At 55.8% G+C, this 17,961-nt stretch carries 22 protein-coding genes and 1 tRNA gene; 10 read left to right on the top strand and 13 right to left on the bottom strand.

Annotated features, from left to right (window positions below):
* Window positions 1-166: 166 nt before the first annotated feature.
* The 12 genes from alr to Q7U76_07985 all read right to left on the bottom strand — a co-directional run bounded on the left by alr (window position 167) and on the right by Q7U76_07985 (window position 9,013).
* Entirely contained in the window at window positions 167-1,300 is a 1,134-nt protein-coding gene (alr, locus tag Q7U76_07930) for an alanine racemase (GenBank protein MDO8356301.1), read from the bottom strand.
* The gene (frr, locus tag Q7U76_07935; GenBank protein MDO8356302.1) at window positions 1,297-1,860 is read right to left on the bottom strand and encodes a ribosome recycling factor; all 564 of its coding nucleotides are present in this window, start codon (window positions 1,858-1,860) and stop codon (window positions 1,297-1,299) included. Before frr ends, alr begins: the two co-directional genes overlap by 4 nt.
* 18 nt (window positions 1,861-1,878) lie before the next feature.
* A complete protein-coding gene (pyrH, locus tag Q7U76_07940; protein ID MDO8356303.1) occupies window positions 1,879-2,604 on the bottom strand; it encodes a UMP kinase in 726 nt (241 codons plus the stop codon).
* A complete protein-coding gene (gene tsf / locus Q7U76_07945; protein ID MDO8356304.1) occupies window positions 2,601-3,197 on the bottom strand; it encodes a translation elongation factor Ts in 597 nt (198 codons plus the stop codon). Before tsf ends, pyrH begins: the two co-directional genes overlap by 4 nt.
* A gap of 60 nt (window positions 3,198-3,257) precedes the next feature.
* The gene (rpsB, locus tag Q7U76_07950) at window positions 3,258-4,031 is read right to left on the bottom strand and encodes a 30S ribosomal protein S2 (protein MDO8356305.1); all 774 of its coding nucleotides are present in this window, start codon (window positions 4,029-4,031) and stop codon (window positions 3,258-3,260) included.
* A gap of 224 nt (window positions 4,032-4,255) precedes the next feature.
* Window positions 4,256-5,482, bottom strand: coding sequence for a bifunctional glutamate N-acetyltransferase/amino-acid acetyltransferase ArgJ (gene argJ, locus Q7U76_07955; GenBank protein MDO8356306.1), 1,227 nt, complete (start codon window positions 5,480-5,482; stop codon window positions 4,256-4,258).
* 29 nt (window positions 5,483-5,511) lie between these two features.
* Complete coding sequence (gene argC, locus Q7U76_07960) at window positions 5,512-6,585, bottom strand: N-acetyl-gamma-glutamyl-phosphate reductase (protein MDO8356307.1); 1,074 nt, start codon at window positions 6,583-6,585, stop codon at window positions 5,512-5,514.
* A gap of 83 nt (window positions 6,586-6,668) precedes the next feature.
* Window positions 6,669-7,061: a 30S ribosomal protein S9 gene (gene rpsI, locus Q7U76_07965; GenBank protein MDO8356308.1), complete on the bottom strand. Its 393-nt coding sequence runs from the start codon at window positions 7,059-7,061 to the stop codon at window positions 6,669-6,671.
* A 38-nt stretch (window positions 7,062-7,099) separates the two neighbouring features.
* Window positions 7,100-7,528, bottom strand: coding sequence for a 50S ribosomal protein L13 (gene rplM, locus Q7U76_07970; protein MDO8356309.1), 429 nt, complete (start codon window positions 7,526-7,528; stop codon window positions 7,100-7,102).
* 32 nt (window positions 7,529-7,560) lie between these two features.
* Window positions 7,561-8,058 carry a bifunctional nuclease family protein gene (locus Q7U76_07975; protein MDO8356310.1) on the bottom strand — a complete coding sequence of 166 codons (498 nt, stop codon included), beginning with the start codon at window positions 8,056-8,058 and terminating at the stop codon, window positions 7,561-7,563.
* Between the two features lie 18 nt (window positions 8,059-8,076).
* Entirely contained in the window at window positions 8,077-8,532 is a 456-nt protein-coding gene (locus tag Q7U76_07980; GenBank protein ID MDO8356311.1) for a bifunctional nuclease family protein, read from the bottom strand.
* A 202-nt stretch (window positions 8,533-8,734) separates the two neighbouring features.
* Entirely contained in the window at window positions 8,735-9,013 is a 279-nt protein-coding gene (locus Q7U76_07985; GenBank protein MDO8356312.1) for a Fe(2+)-trafficking protein, read from the bottom strand.
* Between the two features lie 151 nt (window positions 9,014-9,164).
* Here Q7U76_07985 and Q7U76_07990 point away from each other — a divergent pair.
* From Q7U76_07990 to Q7U76_08000, 3 genes are all read left to right on the top strand, one after another.
* Window positions 9,165-9,251: transfer RNA gene (locus tag Q7U76_07990), tRNA-Leu, on the top strand.
* 230 nt (window positions 9,252-9,481) lie between these two features.
* Window positions 9,482-10,222 (top strand): hypothetical protein, encoded by a 741-nt coding sequence (locus Q7U76_07995; GenBank protein ID MDO8356313.1) that lies wholly within the window; start codon window positions 9,482-9,484, stop codon window positions 10,220-10,222.
* Window positions 10,223-10,396: 174 nt separating this feature from the next.
* Window positions 10,397-10,669, top strand: coding sequence for a sulfurtransferase TusA family protein (locus Q7U76_08000; GenBank protein ID MDO8356314.1), 273 nt, complete (start codon window positions 10,397-10,399; stop codon window positions 10,667-10,669).
* On the opposite strand, the gene Q7U76_08005 is transcribed toward Q7U76_08000, so the two are convergent.
* Window positions 10,644-11,468: an SAM-dependent methyltransferase gene (locus Q7U76_08005; GenBank protein MDO8356315.1), complete on the bottom strand. Its 825-nt coding sequence runs from the start codon at window positions 11,466-11,468 to the stop codon at window positions 10,644-10,646. The two genes, Q7U76_08000 and Q7U76_08005, sit on opposite strands and share 26 nt — an antisense overlap.
* Before the next feature lie 41 nt (window positions 11,469-11,509).
* Here Q7U76_08005 and ccsA point away from each other — a divergent pair, with 41 nt between their 5' ends.
* Genes ccsA through hemB form a run of 7 tightly spaced genes read left to right on the top strand, consistent with a single transcriptional unit; the run spans window position 11,510 to window position 17,960 of the window.
* Complete coding sequence (gene ccsA / locus Q7U76_08010) at window positions 11,510-12,313, top strand: cytochrome c biogenesis protein CcsA (protein ID MDO8356316.1); 804 nt, start codon at window positions 11,510-11,512, stop codon at window positions 12,311-12,313.
* A gap of 1 nt (window position 12,314) precedes the next feature.
* Window positions 12,315-13,679 (top strand): glutamyl-tRNA reductase, encoded by a 1,365-nt coding sequence (gene hemA, locus Q7U76_08015; protein ID MDO8356317.1) that lies wholly within the window; start codon window positions 12,315-12,317, stop codon window positions 13,677-13,679.
* Window positions 13,680-13,692: 13 nt separating this feature from the next.
* Window positions 13,693-14,016 carry a hypothetical protein gene (locus Q7U76_08020; GenBank protein MDO8356318.1) on the top strand — a complete coding sequence of 108 codons (324 nt, stop codon included), beginning with the start codon at window positions 13,693-13,695 and terminating at the stop codon, window positions 14,014-14,016.
* Window positions 14,017-14,025: 9 nt separating this feature from the next.
* Window positions 14,026-14,973 (top strand): hydroxymethylbilane synthase, encoded by a 948-nt coding sequence (hemC, locus tag Q7U76_08025; protein ID MDO8356319.1) that lies wholly within the window; start codon window positions 14,026-14,028, stop codon window positions 14,971-14,973.
* On the top strand, window positions 14,970-16,535 hold the full coding sequence (gene cobA, locus Q7U76_08030; protein MDO8356320.1) for a uroporphyrinogen-III C-methyltransferase: 1,566 nt from the start codon (window positions 14,970-14,972) through the stop codon (window positions 16,533-16,535). Before hemC ends, cobA begins: the two co-directional genes overlap by 4 nt.
* Before the next feature lie 56 nt (window positions 16,536-16,591).
* Entirely contained in the window at window positions 16,592-16,984 is a 393-nt protein-coding gene (locus tag Q7U76_08035) for a CBS domain-containing protein (protein MDO8356321.1), read from the top strand.
* Between the two features lie 4 nt (window positions 16,985-16,988).
* Window positions 16,989-17,960: a porphobilinogen synthase gene (hemB, locus tag Q7U76_08040; protein ID MDO8356322.1), complete on the top strand. Its 972-nt coding sequence runs from the start codon at window positions 16,989-16,991 to the stop codon at window positions 17,958-17,960.
* The last annotated feature ends 1 nt before the right edge of the window (window position 17,961 follow it).

Here is a 17,961-nt window from a genome sequence, read left to right on the forward strand (position 1 = left end):
CACCCGGCGACGGTGGCGAGGGTCGAACGCCTGCTCAACCGTAGACCTAGAAAATCACTCGGATTTAAAACGCCCAACGAGGTCTTTCAGGCTCTGGTCAGACGCGGCTGAATGTTATGCACTGGGGAGTTGAATCTGCGGCGAGTTGGGAGAGGGCGGCCAGACCTCAGGCCGATTCGTAGAGGCGAGGGACGCGAGAACCGATCCCGCAGAGGACTTCGTAGGGGATCGTGCTGATCCAATCAGCGACTTCATCTGCCCAGATAGCTGCCCCACCTTGCTTCCCGATCAATGTGACGGTCTCGCCAACTTCTACCGTTGGGATGTCTGTGACATCCACCATGATCATGTCCATACAGACCAGGCCGACGATCGGGGCGCGACGACCTTGAATCAACACCGATCCGCGATTGGAGAGTTGCCGACTATAACCGTCGGCATAGCCGATGGGCAGTACTGCGATCCGCGTTGGTCTATTCGCGATAAATGTCCTGTTGTAACTGACTGTTCCTCCCCGTGGAATGGTCCGTATGTGGGCGATGGTGGAATGCAGTGAAAGGACCGGTTGTAGGTTTGGCGCGGGCGTGGAGACTGGCAGGGTGTGGTACCCATAGAGCATGATGCCGGGGCGCACGAGTGAGTAATGAGATTCGGGAAACCTGACGATGGCGGCACTGTTGGCCGTATGTACCAGCGGGAGGGCAAGTCCACGCCGCCGGACCTGTTCCAGGATGGCCTGAAATATGCCAATCTGTCGCTCCGTAAAGGCGGTATCCGTTCCGTCTGCGTCGGCAAGATGTGTCATCAAGCCCTCGACGTGAAGTGCACCCCGCAAGAGAGGGTTATCGAGGAGCGGGCGCAATTCTTCCGGCGAAAAACCCAACCGCCCCATGCCGGTTTCGATCTTGAGGTGAATCGGATAGGGGGATGGCTGTGAGTTGGCTGCTTGTGCCAAGGCAGGTAGGATAGATCCATTGCTGATGACCGGGGTCAGCCGGTGCGCGACCAGGTCTGCCAGTTGCTGGTCGAAGAGTGCTCCCAGCACGACGATGGGAGTCGAGAGGCCGGCTTGACGGAGTGTGATCCCCTCCTCAAGCGAGGCGACGGCAAATCGTCCGATACCTTTGCGTGCAAGGGCGTGAGCGATCTCAACGGCTCCATGCCCATAGGCGTTGGCCTTGACGATGGCCATGACCTCGCAGCCGGGAGAGAGATAGCCTTGGATACACGAGAGATTGTGGGCGAGTGCCGAGAGATCGACGGTGGCGTAGGTGGGTAGCAAGGTCGAGGCCGCAGTCACACTTCCATGATTTCTTGTTCTTTTTTCTTCACCACGTCGTCGACCTTTTGAATGTATTGGTCGGTCAGCTTCTGGGTGTCTGCCTCGGCTTTCCGTAAATCGTCTTCTGTCAACTTGGCATCCTTTTGCAGTTTCTTCAACTCTTCGTTGCCATCTCGACGAAACCCTCGCACCACGACTTTGGTATCTTCGCCGTGCTTTTTGCAGACCTTGCCGAGTTCCTTACGGCGTTCTTCGGTGAGCGGAGGAAGGGGAATGCGAATAATTTTTCCGTCGTTTGACGGGGTCACGCCGAGGTTCGATCCGGCCAGGGCTTTTTCGATTTCCTTGATCAGGTTCGGTTCCCACGGTTGGATCGTGATGAGGCGCGCTTCGGGTGTCGAAATATTGGCCACCTGCTTCAGCGGGGTCATGGTGCCGTAGTAGTCGACACGGACACCGTCGAAGAGGGCCACAGAGGCTCTTCCTGTCCGCAGTCCAGCCAAGTCGCGCTTCAGATATTCCAGTGCGGACTCCATCTTTTCCATGACTTTTTGGTGGATAGCGGCAGGATTCGACATGCGAGACTCCCTGGAATATTAGCGGCGATCGGGCGTGACAACTGTTCCGATCGCTTCGCCAGTGGCGACGCGTTTGAAGTTGCCTTGTTCCTTCAGGTTGAACACGATCAGCGGAAGATTGTTGTCCATGCAGAGGCTGATGGCCGTCGCGTCCATGACTTTCAAATTCTGATTCAAGATCGCGAGAAAGGAAATGGTCTGATACTTTGTGGCCGTGGGATTCTTCACGGGATCGGCATCGTAAATGCCGTCGACTTTGGTCCCCTTCATGATGACCTGCGCCCCGATTTCCATCGCTCTGAGTGCGGCGGCGGTATCGGTGGAGAAGTAGGGATTACCCGTGCCACCGGCAAAGATCACAACACGTTTTTTCTCAAGGTGGCGAATGGCCCGGCGGCGGATATAGCCCTCTGCCAGTTGACGCATTTCGATTGCCGATTGGACACGCGTCATGATGCCGATGCGCTCGAGTGCATTTTGCAGAGCCAAGGCATTGAGGACGGTCGCGAGCATCCCCATATAGTCGGCGGAGGCCCGTTCCATGCCGGATGCGCTGGCGGCAATACCGCGGAAGATATTGCCGCCGCCGATGACCACTGCGACTTCGATGTCGAGGGCCACGACGGAGGCAATTTCCGTGGCAAGACCTTCAAGGATGGAAGGTTGGATGCCATAGCCCTGCTCACCGGCCAACATCTCTCCGCTGACTTTGAGGAGGATGCGCCGATAGTTGGCAGAGCTCATGCTTCGCCTAATTGATACCGGGTGAAGCGGCGGATGTTCATGTTCTCGCCGATCTTTGAGATCTTCAAGGCCAGAAGATCTTTGATCGTAACGGCGGTGTCTTTTACGAAGGTTTGTTCGATGAGACAGCTCTCTTGGAAGAACTTCTCCAGCTTGCCTTCGACGATCTTCGGCCAAGCCGCCGGAGGCTTGCCCATTTCTTTGGCCTGTCCCTCATAGATCGATCGCTCTTTTGCGATCAGCTCGGCGGGAATATCTTCCCGTTTGACGTAAGAGGGCTTTCCAGCTGCAACCTGGAGGGCCAAGTCGTTGACGAAGGATTTAAACTCTTCGTTCCTGGCCACGAAGTCGGTTTCGCAATTGACTTCGATCAGCACGCCGATTTTTCCACCCATGTGGATATACGAGTGGATGAGGCCTTGGTTGGTCTCACGGCCGGACTTTTTGAGTGCCGCGGCCAAGCCCTTTTGCCGTAGGTAATCCACGGCTTTCTCGATATCGTCGCCATTCTCGGTGAGTGCTTTCTGGCAGTCGAGGAAACCGGCGCCGGTTTTTTCTCTCAGTTCTTTGACAAGCTGACTTGATCCAGCCATACGTGACGGTCCTTTTCAGTAAACAGTGAGTGCCGTAGTTGACCTATGCTATGCCGGACGTTATGAGGCCGGCGTGCTTGCGAGGCTCATGGCTGCTGGTTTACCGCCAGCCACAGGCGCTGGTTTAAAGTCCGCCTCTTCGCGCTGTGCCCGTATATTGGCGCCTTCGATACAGGCGTTGGCAATAAGGGACGTGATGAGTTTAATGGAGCGAATGGCGTCGTCGTTTCCAGGGATCGGGTAGGTGATGTGGTCCGGATCGCAGTTCGAGTCCAGGATCGCGATCATCGGAATCTCAAGCCGCTTGGCTTCCTGCACGGCAAGGTGTTCGATGCGGGTGTCGAGCACGAAGACGGCTCCGGGGACGCCGCGCATGTCTTTGATGCCGCTCAGATACTTCTGGAGCTTGACGATCTCTTTCTGCATCTTCATGATTTCTTTTTTCTTCAAGCCGTATTGGCTGGGATCCGCGAGCTTGGTCTCCAGCTTTTTCATCTTATCGATGCTCTTCCGGATGGTCTGGAAGTTCGTGAGCATTCCGCCGAGCCAACGCTGGTTGACGAAGAACATGTTGGCGCGCAGGGCTTCTTCTTGAAGGATCTCGGCAGCCTGTCGCTTGGTCCCGACAAACAAGACCGACTGGCCGGCGGCGACGGTGTCGCGGACGAAGGCATAGGCCTGCTCCATACGAGCCAATGTTTGCTGAAGGTCGATGATGTAGATGCCGTTACGTTCGCCAAAGAGGAACTTCTTCATCTTTGGGTTCCACCGATTCGTCTGGTGTCCGAAATGGACACCCGCTTCTAGCAATTCCTTGATCGAAACCACTCCCATGCCTTCACCTCCCCTCAAGACTTGCAGAGCACCCGCTGACGCAGATGAGGGGGACTGGCCCCCTTATTCTCAAGTCGAGCGACGTCCATGACGCCGATATGAATTTGATCTGGTTCCTCAACGCACGAAATTATGCGAGAAGGAGACAGTCTCCTGACTACTAAAGCCTTGGCACGCTAGCATAATGACATTGCGTTTGCAAGACGACAGGGTGGAATTATGCCCTAGGATCGATAGCTTGCGTTAATACGGACATAATCGAACGACAGGTCGGTCGTCCACATATGGGATCGGTGACGACCGTTGCCTAATCCCACAGAAATCGTAAATTCTTTCTGACGGAAAACCTTGGCAATACGGCGTTCGGCAACGAGTCCGAGGCCCATTCCGCTCCGGACCATCTGGACCTCGTCAAACCACACATTCAGTTTTGAGGGGATAATTGGAACTCCGGCCCGGCCGATTGCGGCCATGACACGTCCCCAATTGGCATCCTCTCCGAAGAGAGCCGTTTTTACCAAGTTTGAGGTGGCAATGGTTTGGGCAACCTGCCTGGCTTGTGCCACGGTGGCTGCGCCGGTTACCTCAATCTTCACGACTTTGGTGACTCCCTCGCCGTCGCGGCAGATCGCCAGCGCCAGAGCCTGACAGGCTTCTGTCAGGAGTTGCAGAAACCGACGAAAGGCGGGAGTGCCTTCCTTGATAGTGCGGTTCTCCGCCATGCCGTTCGCCAAGCAAAGGACGGTATCGTTGGTGCTCGTGTCTCCATCGACCGAGATGCAATTAAATGACTCGTTGGCCGCCAGCGTGAGGGCTCGTTGGAGGGCGCTCCTCGTGATCGAGGCATCCGTGGTGAAATAGCCCAGCATCGTGGCCATATTGGGATGGATCATGCCAGAGCCCTTGGCCATCCCGCCGATGGTAATCAAGCGACCGCCGATGGTGTCTTGAAGGGCAATCGATTTAGGGCGCAGATCAGTCGTCATAATTGCTCGTGCGGCGTCTGGGCCTCCACGATTGCTGAGCTGGCTGAATACGTTCGGGATTCCCTTCATGATTTGAGTCAGCGGCAAGACACGGCCGATCACGCCGGTCGATCCGATGAAGATCTGGTGCGAGGGGACTCCTACGTGTCGTGCGACCAGGGCCGCGGTTTTTTTTGCGGCAGCCAACCCTTTAGCGCCCGTACAGGCGTTGGCGTTACCACTATTGACGAGAATGGCTCGCCCGACTCCTTTGCGTAAATGTAGGCGATCGACGACGACCGGTGCTGCAACCACCTGATTCAGCGTGAAGACACCGGCAATGGGGCCGCTCTGTTCTGAGGCGACCAGCGCGAGATCGAGTAGGCCAGGCTTCTTGATCCCGCAATGGATGCCGGCAGCGCGGAATCCTTGTGGCGCGGTGATTCCGCGTCGTGGAGATGTGGTTGATGTCTTCTTGGTTGTCATGGTGAAAGGGCCGTCTTGGTTTGTATGCGTTAGGGATAGGCCGCTGGAGCCGTCAATCCTGTTTCCTCCGGGAAGCCGGACATGAGATTCATCGCCTGAATGGCTTGCCCTGCGGCACCCTTCACCAGATTATCCAGCGCGGCCACCGTAATGACTGAACCGGAACGGGGGTCGAGATAGACGCCGATGTCGCAATAGTTTGAACCTTTGATGTAGCGAGGATTCGGCATGATGTCTTCCTGGACTCTGACGAATCGCTCCCCCTTATAAAAGTCTCGATACAGCATGCGGAGGTTGTCCAGTGCCATCGGGCTCTTCAGTTTGCAGTAGGCGGTGCTCAAAATACCGCGATTCATTGGGACAAGGTGGGGAGTGAATGTCACGATCGGCCGTGTGGCCCCTGCTCCCGTCGGCGATGAGGCCCGTTGAAGTAATCCACCGAGTTCCTGTTCGATCTCTGGGATGTGCCGATGCTGCCCGATTTTGTAGGGCTCTAGAGATTCATGGGCTTCCGGAAAATGATAGGGGAGAGCCGGGCTTCGCCCTGCGCCTGAAATGCCAGATTTCGCATCGATGACCACGGTGTTCGGTTGCACGAGGTCGTGGGCGAAGAGTGGGGCCAACTGTAGAATAGCGGCAGTCGGATAACAGCCTGGCGAGGCCACCAACTTGGCTTTGGCGATGGCGGCACGGTGTAATTCCGGAAGTCCGTAGACCGCATCCTTCAGGAGGCCCGCATAGGTATGCGGCGTGCGATACCATTGCTCATAGACAGCGGAATCTTTCAGGCGATAGTCGGCGCTGAGGTCGACCACCAGTTTGCCTGTTTGAAGACAGGCGGAGACTGGCTCCAATGACTTGGTATGAGGAAGCGCTAAGAAGACCGCGTCGACCTGATCTGCTAAGGCTTCGGGTGAGAGCGCTTGAAATGAAAGAGATACGAGCCCTGCCAGACTGGGGAAGACTGAGGCCACGGGGGTTCCCGCGGATTTTTCCGATGTGACGGCGTGCAGCTCGAAATACGGGTGGAGGGCTGCCAGGCGGACGAGCTCCGCTCCGGCATATCCACTGGCTCCTGCAATTGCGACGCGTATCTTTTTCATCGTGCTCACCTATGGCGGACCCTACAGACACAAAAAAAGGGAAGGCATGGAGCCTTCCCTTTTTCTGACTGTGGCTCCGATGTTTATCGCTTCGAGTACTGGAACTTCTTTCTCGCGCCCTTCTGTCCGTACTTCTTCCGCTCTTTGACGCGCGAGTCGCGTGTCAGCAAGCCTTCCTTCTTCAGTGGCGTACGGAGGGGGAGATTCAGCACGACCAACGCACGTGCGATTGCATGACGGAGGGCGCCGGCTTGTCCGACTTCTCCGCCGCCATGTACCGTGGCTTTAATCGAGTACTGCCCGACGACCCCGCCGATTTCGAGCGGGAACTGGATGATCTGCCGCAAGGTCAGGCGTGGGAATGCCTTCTCAATCGGTTGATCGTTGATCGTAATGTCGCCTGCCGTCCCGGTGACCCAGGCTCTGGCGACTGCGCATTTGCGTCGTCCGGTTGCATATTGAGTTACTGCTGCCATGCTACAACGTCTCCTTCTTCACTCTCGGTGATGATTGATTACAGGATAATCGGTTCCGGTCCTTGGGCCTGGTGCGGATGAACTGGTCCGACATAGACGCGGAGTTTCTTGGCCATGCCGTTTCCCAATGGGGTCTTCGGCAACATGCCTTCGATCGCTTTGGTCAAGAGGATCGTGGGGTCTTTTCGGAAGACATGCTGCGCCGATTCGGTCTTGAGTCCGCCCGGGAACCCGGTATGGTGACGATAGAGCTTCGTGGTCATCTTGTCGCCGGTCAGGTGGATCTTCTCAGCGTTCACGATCACGATATGGTCGCCCATGTCGACATTGGGGGTAAAGGTCGGCCGGTGTTTGCCGCGTAACATTCCTGCCACGCGAGCTGCCAGGCGGCCCAGTGTTTTCCCTTCTGCATCCACGAGATACCACTTCTCCTGTACGTCTAAAGGCTTTTGTTGGTAGGTCAACATTGTGTTTTCGTGCTCCTTCGCTAACGAGTGAATCAGGTTTCCTGTACTTCCGGTGTGCCGATATTCTTCGATTCGAGTTTTGCGAGCCAGGCATCGAGATTGGTGGTGCTCCGCCTGGTCAATACGTCCTGGGTGATGTAGATCGGGCAATGAGCTCGCAACGCCAGGGAAATCGCATCGCTGGGTCTGGCGTCGATCGTCCGCTCCACGCCTTTGTTGGCGACATAGACGGTCGCATAATAGGTGCTGCTTTTCACGTCGGCAATGACGACACGCTGAATCGTGACGCTCAAGTGTTCCGCGAAACTCTTGATCAAATCATGGCTCATGGGGCGTGGCGTGATCATGGCATCGAGCGCTAACTTAATGGCATTGCCTTCCGCGGCCCCGACCCAGATCGGGAATGTATCGAGGGAGCCGTCCTGTCTTGCCAGCACGACGATTCGGGTATCAGTGTTGGCCTCCTCGAGAATGCGGTCTACCCGATATTCAATCAGGCTTTGCTCTTTGGGTGAATTGACGGTGCTCATATATCGGGTGTCCTTGGATCAGGAGTCCAGTTTGCCAAAATCTTCCGGCTTAAGATTTTCCAGCCACTGTTCAAGTTCCTCGGAGCTTTGTTTCGTAATGACGCTGTCATTGGCAAATACCGGCGCATTAGACCGAAGGGCGAGTGCAATCGCATCGCTGGGTCTGGCATCGACGGTATATTCTGAGTCTTCGTACATCAAGTGAATCTTGGCAAAGTAGGTATGCTCAGACAGATCCGTAATGACCACACTAATGACTTTCGCATTATATGCATCGAGAAACGACTTCATGAAGTCGTGCGTCATCGGCCGGGGAGGCGTGACATTTTCCATCGCCATGCTGATCGCCCCCGCTTCTGATTTCCCGACCCAAATGGGGAGCATGTCGGAATGTTCTTCATCGCGTAGCACCACGATATAGGCGTTATTATAGGGATCGAACATCAACCCCTTAATATGCATCTGTGTAATCACGACAAACCCGTTCCTCTTCCCTGCATTTTTAAGGTCGTGAGGAGATGCTGATCATCCACATGGATGGATCAAGAAGGGAGCAACTTAGCATTTCCGAAACAGGCCTGTCAACGAAGCCTGCGAGATCGCTGGAGAAAATCAGGTGAAATTCGCCAGCACGGACAAAGAGGAGGTGCCGGAGCCCGTTGAGTGGCTGTGAGGCTTAGGCTTGCGGGCGAAAGTTTTGATCGATCTTTGCGGTGTCAATTTGTTCGCCGAGCTTCAGGAACGCTTTCATCTGCTTTTTGACGAGTTCTCTGCCGCTTTCTTCGCCCAGGTTGACCTGATACTCGTTAATGACCATGACCCGCATGCCTTCCCATTTTTTCCAGCAGGGTTTGCAGACCTTGGCTTTGATCTCGGTTTCGAGCTTTCCCATGAAGAGGGTGTCTGTGATGGCTTCTCCTGCCTGTCCGCACGTGACGCACTGAACGTCTGACATAATCTAAGGATCCTCCTGCACATAATGTATGAGTGGGTAGAGGCGTCAGTGTAGCACTGCGTTCATGTGTAAGAAAAGAGGGGAGATTGATTGACCCGCACATGGCTTCGTGTTAAGAATGTGCGGCGTTTCTTTTGTGAATATGGTCTATGCCCGGATGGCGGAACTGGCAGACGCGCCGGACTCAAAATCCGGTTCTCGTAAGAGAGTGGGAGTTCAACCCTCCCTCTGGGCACCATATAGTTGCAGTAGAGCAGGATTTCTGAGTGTTTTTATTGCGGGGCAATCCTTCTGTAGTGCTTCAATCAATGCTAAATTACTCACGATTATGCCTCTTGACATGTCCGAATTGGTGGCCTATAGTCCGCCCCGTAGTCGTAATGAAACAGCATAAACCTGATCATGTTGGTCCCATCTTGTTTGTCCGTCATTTCACTTCATTCTCTAATCTCACCAAGGAGGCAGCACATGCGTAAAGTGTTGGCACTAGGAACGGCAATTCTTTTTGTCGGTTCCGTGGGTGTGTCAATCGCTCAGGAGCGCTTGCAATCTAACCAATCAGGGTTGGGCGTGGGCGAAGGAGTCGGCGATGTGTCGGGGTCGAGCACCCGTGTGACCACGTTCGATCGGAGCAGCTTCCTCGATCGTTTGTCACAGGCCGAGACGATCTATGGCCGAGTAATCGGCCTTGATCTTCCGGCGAAGAAGATGCATCTTGAGGGCGGTGGAAGCTCTCATGATGAGGGTCGTGCAGGTGGTGGCGCCATGAACTACCGCACGGTGTACTTTGATGACAAAACCAACTTCGACCAGATTCGTATTCTTGAGACTGGCGACGATGTGACCATTCAGGCGTTCGAGGAAACGAGTGCGGCGCAGCCATTCGGCACTGGACGTAAGATCGTCCGAGAGATCACCGTCATGCGTGGCAATGAGCGCCTCGCCGGTTTCGGCGGACTCGGGCAGCGCCCGAATCCCGGGACTGAGCGTGGGATTAACACGACCAGCGCTTCCACCACCGGTGGTATTGGTGGCGCAGTGTTGCCAGGGAAGATCGATTCCGGTATCACCAGCCCGGTTGGTGAATATACCGGTGCCGCTCCCTGCTGGCAATGTGAACCGCAGCCAGGATGGGGCAATGCAAGCGGTAACAGATCTGACTATGGGACGGACTATTCCAAGCCAAACTTGGTCAAGGGTCTGAACTAAGTCGCAATACATTCTGTGACTCTGTGGGAAGGGGCAGCGTTTCGCTGCCCCTTCTTTTTTTGTCTGCTTTGCCTGCCATGAAGTGTAGTGCTTGCGGGGTTGCCGACTCCTTGCTAGGATTTGCGTCCTGCCTGTGCAAGAAGAATGGCTTGGACTGATGCGAAGGAGAGACCTGTGGCTGGAGATGAAGAGAAAGGCACGATTGTGACGGATCAACCGTATGCCGAGTTGGATTTACGAGGAGTGATTTGCCCCTATAACTTCGTCAAGACGAAGTTGAAGTTGGAAACGATGGAGCAGGGACAGATCCTTTCGGTATTGTTGGATGATGGAGATCCGATTCAGAATGTCCCGCGCAGCGTGAGTAATGAGGGGCATAGTGTCCTCTCGCAGGACCGCGTCGAGGGATCATTTCGAGTGCTCATCCGCCGCCGCGAAGATGAGTAGTGCGGGGTATTGTTCCGCTCATCTTTTTCGATTTTGATCCTGCCCTGTGCCCTTCAATCACGACCGTCACTGCTGAGTCTTTCGATACCTGTCTGATCTGATCGAGCAGCTTCTCAGACCTTCCGCGCATAAGAGTCTCCTTGGGCGTCGTCAGATCTATCGCAATGGCAACCTGTCTATTGGGGAAGATTTGCGCCAGAGTTTGTAGCAGTCTTCTGAGGGATCTTGAGGTTACATAGAAGGCGAGCGTTCTGCGCTCCTCGCGAAGTTTGGCGAGGAATGCTGTGAGACGCAGGCTGGATGACGGCAGGTGCCCCTCAAAAATGATCGCATCGCCAGAAAACCCAGAGATGGCCGTAGCTGCCGTCATGACAGAGGGGCCCGGGATCGTTTTAACCATGATTCCTGCTCGATGGGCCGCCGCCACAAACAGACTGCCTGGGTCGTAGATCACCGGGGTGCCATTGTCTGAGACGAAGGCCACATCATGCCCCTGCGTGAGTCGATGCAGAAGGAGCTGTATTTTTTCGTGGCGATTGAGCGGGCCGTAGCTCGTGATCGTGGCGGTGATGCCGTGATGGGTCAGGAGTGCCTGGGTCTTGCGTGGATCTTCTGACGCAATAATCGAGACGCGGCGCAACGTCGCAAGAGCCCGAAGCGTAATGTCGTCAGGGTGACCAATTGGCGTGCCGACGATGTAGAGGGTGCCGGGGAAATGAGGGGCGGTGGTCCGGCCTTGTATCTTGCGATCGTTTGGTTGACTCCCGTCTCGCGCCATCGATATAATTCCTCGTTTCATGCGTGTCTTTTTGTCCTGAAAAGTTGAGGGGATAGCACTCTATGGCCGCCATGTTTTTCATGGTGACGATGGCCCTGTATTTTGCGGCCACCGTTTCCTTTCTTGCCTACCTGCTGTGGCCTTCAGAGGCCCTGTCCAAAGCCTCGTTGGGCATGACAGCGATCGGGTTTGCTGCTCATACCATTGCGTTGGTTGCGAGAATGGTCGGAACGGCAGACGTCTCGCCGCCCGGGTTCCATGAAGCCCTGTCGTTTTTTTCCTGGATGCTGATTCTCGTCTTTCTTGCTGTAGAGTTTCGTCATCGTCTGCATGTGCTTGGTTCGTTCATCGTTCCACTGGCCCTCGTGTCGCTCGTCTCTGCCGCGGCCTTGCCAGAAACCGCTCCGACGTTGAGTCCTGTGTTTCGTACGCTGTGGGTCCATGTCACGCTGAGTATGCTCGGGACCGTGGGGTTTGCGGTCGCCTTTGTAGCTGGTCTCATGTATCTGATTCAGGACAGGCTTCTCAAGTCTAAACGCTTCAATGTCCTCTACTCAAAACTGCCTGCGCTGGATTTTCTCGACCATCTCAATCAGCAATCGATCGTGATGGGATTTCCGCTGCTGACGCTCGGCATCATCACTGGGGCGTTGTCCGCCGAGTTCTCTCGAGGGTCGTACCTGAGCTGGAATCCCGAGCAAACATGGGCGTTGGTGACATGGGTATTCTACTTCGCCGTGTTGCTCGGACGACTCACGGTGGGCTGGCGAGCCAAACGAGCTGCCTATTTGACGATTATTGGATTTGCCGGAGTGATACTGACCCTCATTGGCGTGGTCCTCAAGGGCCACGGACCGGTGTCTTGAAATGCATATTGTTGTTGTCGGTCTGAGTCATAAGACCGCCCCGGTTGAAATTCGCGAGAAGCTCGCGATTCCTGAGAGCCGGATGAGTGAAGCCCTGACCCGTCTCTGTTCGTATCAAGGGGTACGGGAAGGCATATTGCTGTCGACCTGTAATCGTGTCGAGGTCTATGCCGTCGTCGATGAAATTGAAGCCGGGTATGGTCGTATTCAGGAATTTTTGGCTGATGCCCACCTGTCGCTGTCTTCAGAGCAACTGACACCCCATCTCTACTGGCACCAGGGGGATCGGGCGATCAGCCATTTATTTCGTGTCGCCTCTAGTCTCGACTCCATGATTGTCGGCGAGTCGCAGATTCTAGGGCAGATTAAAGATGCGTTCGAGGTAGCACTTACACACAAGTCGACCGGCATCATTCTGAACAAAGTCGTGAAGAAGGCGATCTCCGTCGCCAAGCGTGTGCGGACGGAAACGAAAATTGCCGAGATGGCGGTGTCGGTCAGTTATGCCGCGGTCGAGTTGGCCAAGAAGATCTTTTCGGATCTCAGCGAAAAGACGGTGTTGTTGGTGGGGGCGGGGGAGATGGCCAAGTTGGCGGCCAGACATTTTATTGCCAGCGGGATCCGTCATGTGCGGGTCACGACGAGGAATCCGCAACATGGAATGGAATTGGCCGATCGATTCGGCGGCACCGCGGTTCCCTTTGAACAGTTTCGGGAGGACATGGCGTCTGCCGATATTGTGCTGGTATCGACCGGTGCCGCTCATTATCTCGTGAGCGAGGACGACGTGCAGCGATCGGTCAAACAACGGATGAATCGCCCGATGTTTCTGATCGACATCTCGGTCCCGCGCAATATCGATCCGGCGGTGCGTCATGTGGATAATGCGTTTCTTTTCGACATCGATGATTTGAAAGCGCGGGTTGAACAGAACCGCGGAGGACGTTTGCTGGAGGCCGAGAAGGCCGAGCAGATGGTGGTGGATGAAGTCGGGATCGTTCGGCAGTGGCTCCAGTCGCTCGAAGTGACCCCCACCATCATGGCTCTCCGTACGAAAGCCGATGATATCAAACGGGTGGAGGTCGAGAAGACTTTGGGGCGATTGGCGAATCTCTCCGAGCCCGAGCGTGAATTGGTCGAGGCGATGGCGTCCTCAATCGTGAACAAGCTCATTCATAACACGATGGTGACGCTCAAGGCCGAGGTGAATTCTTCGGACGGGGCTGCGTTCGTCGAGGCGGCGAGGCGATTCTTTAGCCTTGGGGATGCCGCTGGTTCGGCCGTCAACGGGAGTGCAGTAGAGAGCAATATCCAGAGTCGTGAAGAGACGACTCCAAAAGCTGGCGCGAAGACACCGGATCGATGAATGCAGCAATTGTATGGGGAAGACCCGCACAGGGCCAAAACTCTTTACCTGTCCCAAATGTCGAAAGACGTACCTGGGACATGACCCTCTACCCGATTGCCCGGCCTGCGGTTTCGACTATCGCGAGCGGGAAGGGTTCCGGTGGGATGTGCTTGTCTACCTCTTGTCGATTCTTGGGTTGATCAGCTTTTTACTCGTCTCGTCCTCCTATAGAAGTTTCGTCAGCGGGACTTTGTCCAGCGAGACGTCACGGGCGGACCACGACAGTGTAGAGAAACTCCCGGGCCGCGAACGGGCCGCGACGTTTCCTACTCCATATCATGATACGAGTCGGTGAAAGGGAGCCATGTCGAAAGTCAGCCATGAACGATTGAGCGTCGTGCTGGGAACGCGCGGTAGCAAGTTGGCGGTGCATCAGAGCGAGTGGGTGCAGGCACAGTTACATGCGTTGGCTCCCCATGTGACGGTCACGTTGCGACGGATCCAGACATCAGGGGACAGGATTCTCGACGTTCCGTTGGCTCAAATCGGTGGGAAGGGGCTCTTTGTCAAGGAGATCGAGGAAGCGTTGTTGAGCGGCGAGATTGATCTGGCGGTGCATAGCATGAAAGATGTCCCCACGGAACTGCCCGATGGGCTGGAGATTCTCTGTGTGCCGCCTCGTGAGGATCCGCGGGATGCCTTGATCAGTCGTGACGGAAAGTCGTTCCTGGACCTTCCGCTTGGTGCCAGGATTGGAACCAGCAGCCTTCGCCGTCAATCGCAACTCTTGCATGCGAGACCGGATCTCACGATTGCGATGTTGCGAGGGAATCTGGATACCCGTCTCAAGAAGTTACGTGAGGGACAGTTCGATGCCATCGTGCTCGCCGCAGCCGGACTTCGACGATTGGCGTGGGCGCATGAAATCACGGAGTATCTGGCGCCTCAGATTAGTTTGCCTGCCATTGGCCAGGGCGCGCTCGGAATTGAGGGCCGGAGGGACGATGCCTTCATTCGTTCCCTCTTGAGCGGCTTGGACCATGCGCCGAGTAAGATCGCCGTTCTTGCTGAGCGTGCGTTGCTCCATCGGCTTCAAGGAGGCTGTCAGGTCCCAATCGCCGCCCATGCAACATTGACCGGTACAAAGGTGAGATTGGAAGGCGTCGTGGCCAGTGTGGACGGCAAGGAACTCATTCGCGATTCTGTTGAAGGCACGATCGAGGATCCTGAGTCGATCGGTGTTCAACTCGCAGAACGATTGCTTGCGCGCGGGGGCGAGAGAATTCTCCAAGGGATCTACGGGACGGCATGACGACAACGAGAAGGTCAGGAAAGGTCTATTTGGTTGGAGCGGGACCAGGCGATCCTGGCCTCCTGACACTGAAAGGGAAGGCATGCCTGGAGCAGGCCGATGTCGTGCTCTACGATTTTCTCGCCAATCCGGCCTTGCTGCAGTATGTTCCGGCCACGGCGCAGCGCATCTATGTTGGGCGACGGGGGCGTGGTCAGTATCGAGACCAAGCCGATATCAATCGGCTGCTGATTGAACGGGCTCAAGAGGGACATGTGGTGGTCCGGCTCAAGGGTGGAGACCCCTTTGTATTCGGGCGTGGCGGAGAAGAAGCGGAAGCGGTGGCCGCTGCAGGGATCGATTTTGAGGTGGTCCCTGGAGTGACAGCGGCGATTGCGGTGCCTGCCTATGCGGGTATTCCGGTGACCCATCGCACCCTGGCCTCCACGGTTACGTTTGTGACCGGTCATGAAGATCCCACCAAACCGGAGACCCTGTTGGAATGGCCTAAGTTGGCGGGCGCATCTGGCACGCTCGTATTCATGATGGGGATGAAGAATCTCCCCTCGATTGTTGGCCACTTAGTGGCAGAAGGTCGGTCGTCTGAGACGCCGGTAGCGGCGATTCATTGGGGGACCAAGGCGGATCAACAGACCATCGTGGGGACTTTGGACAATATTGTGGCGAGAACCGAAGCCGTGCACCTCGAACCGCCGACGGTGATCGTCGTGGGCGAGGTGGTGCGACTACGAGGGCAGCTGAATTGGTTTGAGACCAAGCCGCTCTTTGGGAAACGCATTGTGCTGACCAGGGCTCAGGAGCAGGCGCACGAGTTTTCTCAGTTACTTGCGGCTTACGGAGCGGAGCCAGTGGAGGTGCCGACGATTCAAATCGTCCCTCCGGTCAGTTGGCAGGCGATCGATGATGCGATCAATCGTCTTAATACCTATCAATGGCTGATCTTTACCAGCGTGAATGGGGTGAGGCCCTTCATGGATCGTCTCCATGCCGCAGGTAAAGATGCGCGCGCCTTGGCGCCGCTTCGTATTTGCGCGATTGGACCGCGCACTGCACAGGAATTGAGCATCCATGGATTGAGGGCGGATATCGTTCCAGCCGAGTTTCAAGCAGAAGGGGTCATTGCCGCGTTGGCTCAGGTGGGCATCCGTGGGAGCCGTCTGCTGATTCCACGTGCCGAAGTCGCTCGTGAGATTTTGCCGGAACAGTTGAGTGAGTTGGGGGCGGTTGTCGATGTGATTCCGGTCTACCGGACGATCGCTCCGACGGTAGATGTCGCGTCTTTGACGCAGCAACTTTGCGATGGCCGGGTGGCGGCGCTCACCTTTACGAGTTCGTCCACTGTGCGCAACTTTGTGGAGCTTTTTGGGGGGCAAGAGGCGGTCACGAAACTCGTGGCTCAGGTGGCGATTGCCTGCATCGGACCGATTACGGCACGTACGGCGGAAGAATATGGGTTGACGGTGACGATCATGCCGATTGAAAATACAGTGCCGGCATTGACCGAGGCCATTGTCCGGCATTTCAGTGAAGGGGTGCGAGTGGCCGTTTCTGCACATGGATAGGTCGCGGTAGACGACGGGGTACGGAACTGATTTGTTTAGTAAGAGGGGGGATTCTCATGGTTGCAGTCAAGTCGTTCATGGTTCCGAGAGAGAAGTTTATTACGGTTGAGCGGGATACCGATGCCCAGACAGCGGCACGTATCATGCGGGATCGTGGGATTGGCAGCCTGTTCGTGACGAACGGGAAGGAGATTGTCGGCATTTTGACCGATACCGATATGGTTCGGCGGGTGGTGGCGGCTGGAGCGGATACTCATAAGACGACGGTTGAGCAGATTATGTCGGCCCCGATTTTGACGATCGAGGAGAACAAGACGTTGCTCGATGCCAACGATCTGATGGCTCAAACGCATATTCGCCATCTTGGCGTGACGCGGGATGGCGGGTTGGTCGGTATGATTTCCGTTCGCGACCTCGTCGTGTTTTTAACGAATCTTCCAAGAAAGTAATTCGATGGCTTTTCCCATTCAGAGGCTCAGACGGTTGCGGCAGCAGGAGGCCTTTCGCCGTATGGTACGGGAGACGAACCTGGCCCCTTCCGACTTCATCTATCCGCTGTTCGTCGTCGAAGGACGAGATCGGCGGGAGGCGATCGCCTCGATGCCGGGCCAGTTCAGGCTCTCGGTCGATCTCTTGGTGAAAGAGGCCCGCGAGGTTGTGGCCTTGGGCATTCCCGCGATCATTCTGTTCGGGATTCCGGATCGGAAAGATGCGCGGGGAAGTTCAGGGTTCGATCCGAACGGCATCGTGCAGCGGGCGGTCAAAGCGGTGAAGGACCAGGTGCCTGGCGTGATGGTCATCACCGACGTCTGCATCGACGAATACACCGATCATGGGCATTGCGGGATCGTCAAGGACGGGCGCATCCTCAACGATGAAACGCTGGATTGTCTCCGTACCATGGCCAGAACCCATGCGCAAGCCGGGGCCGATATGGTGGCTCCATCCGATATGATGGATGGGCGAGTGGCGGCGATTCGGACGGAATTGGATCAGGCAGGATTTCCTGAGCTGCCGATCATGGCCTATGCCGCAAAATTCGCGTCCTGCTTTTATGCGCCGTTTCGGGATGCGGCCGGTTCAAGCCCGCAATTTGGCGATCGGCAATCCTATCAAATGGATCCGGCCAACCGACGGGAAGCGCTTCGCGAAATTGCCCTTGATGTCGAGGAGGGGGCCGACATCATCATGGTGAAACCGGCATTGCCGTATCTCGATATTATTGCCGCGGCCAGGGCGCAGATGTTGTTGCCGGTGGCGGCCTATCAAGTGAGTGGTGAGTACAGCATGATTAAAGCGGCCGCCCAAGCCGGTTGGCTCGATGAATCGCGCGCCATGATGGAATCGTTGCTCTCGATCAAGCGGGCTGGCGCAGATCTCATTTTGACCTACTTTGCTAAAGACGCGGCGCGTCTCCTTCACTGAC

The sequence above is a fragment of the Nitrospirota bacterium genome, from assembly GCA_030645475.1.
Lineage (GTDB): Bacteria > Nitrospirota > Nitrospiria > Nitrospirales > Nitrospiraceae > Palsa-1315.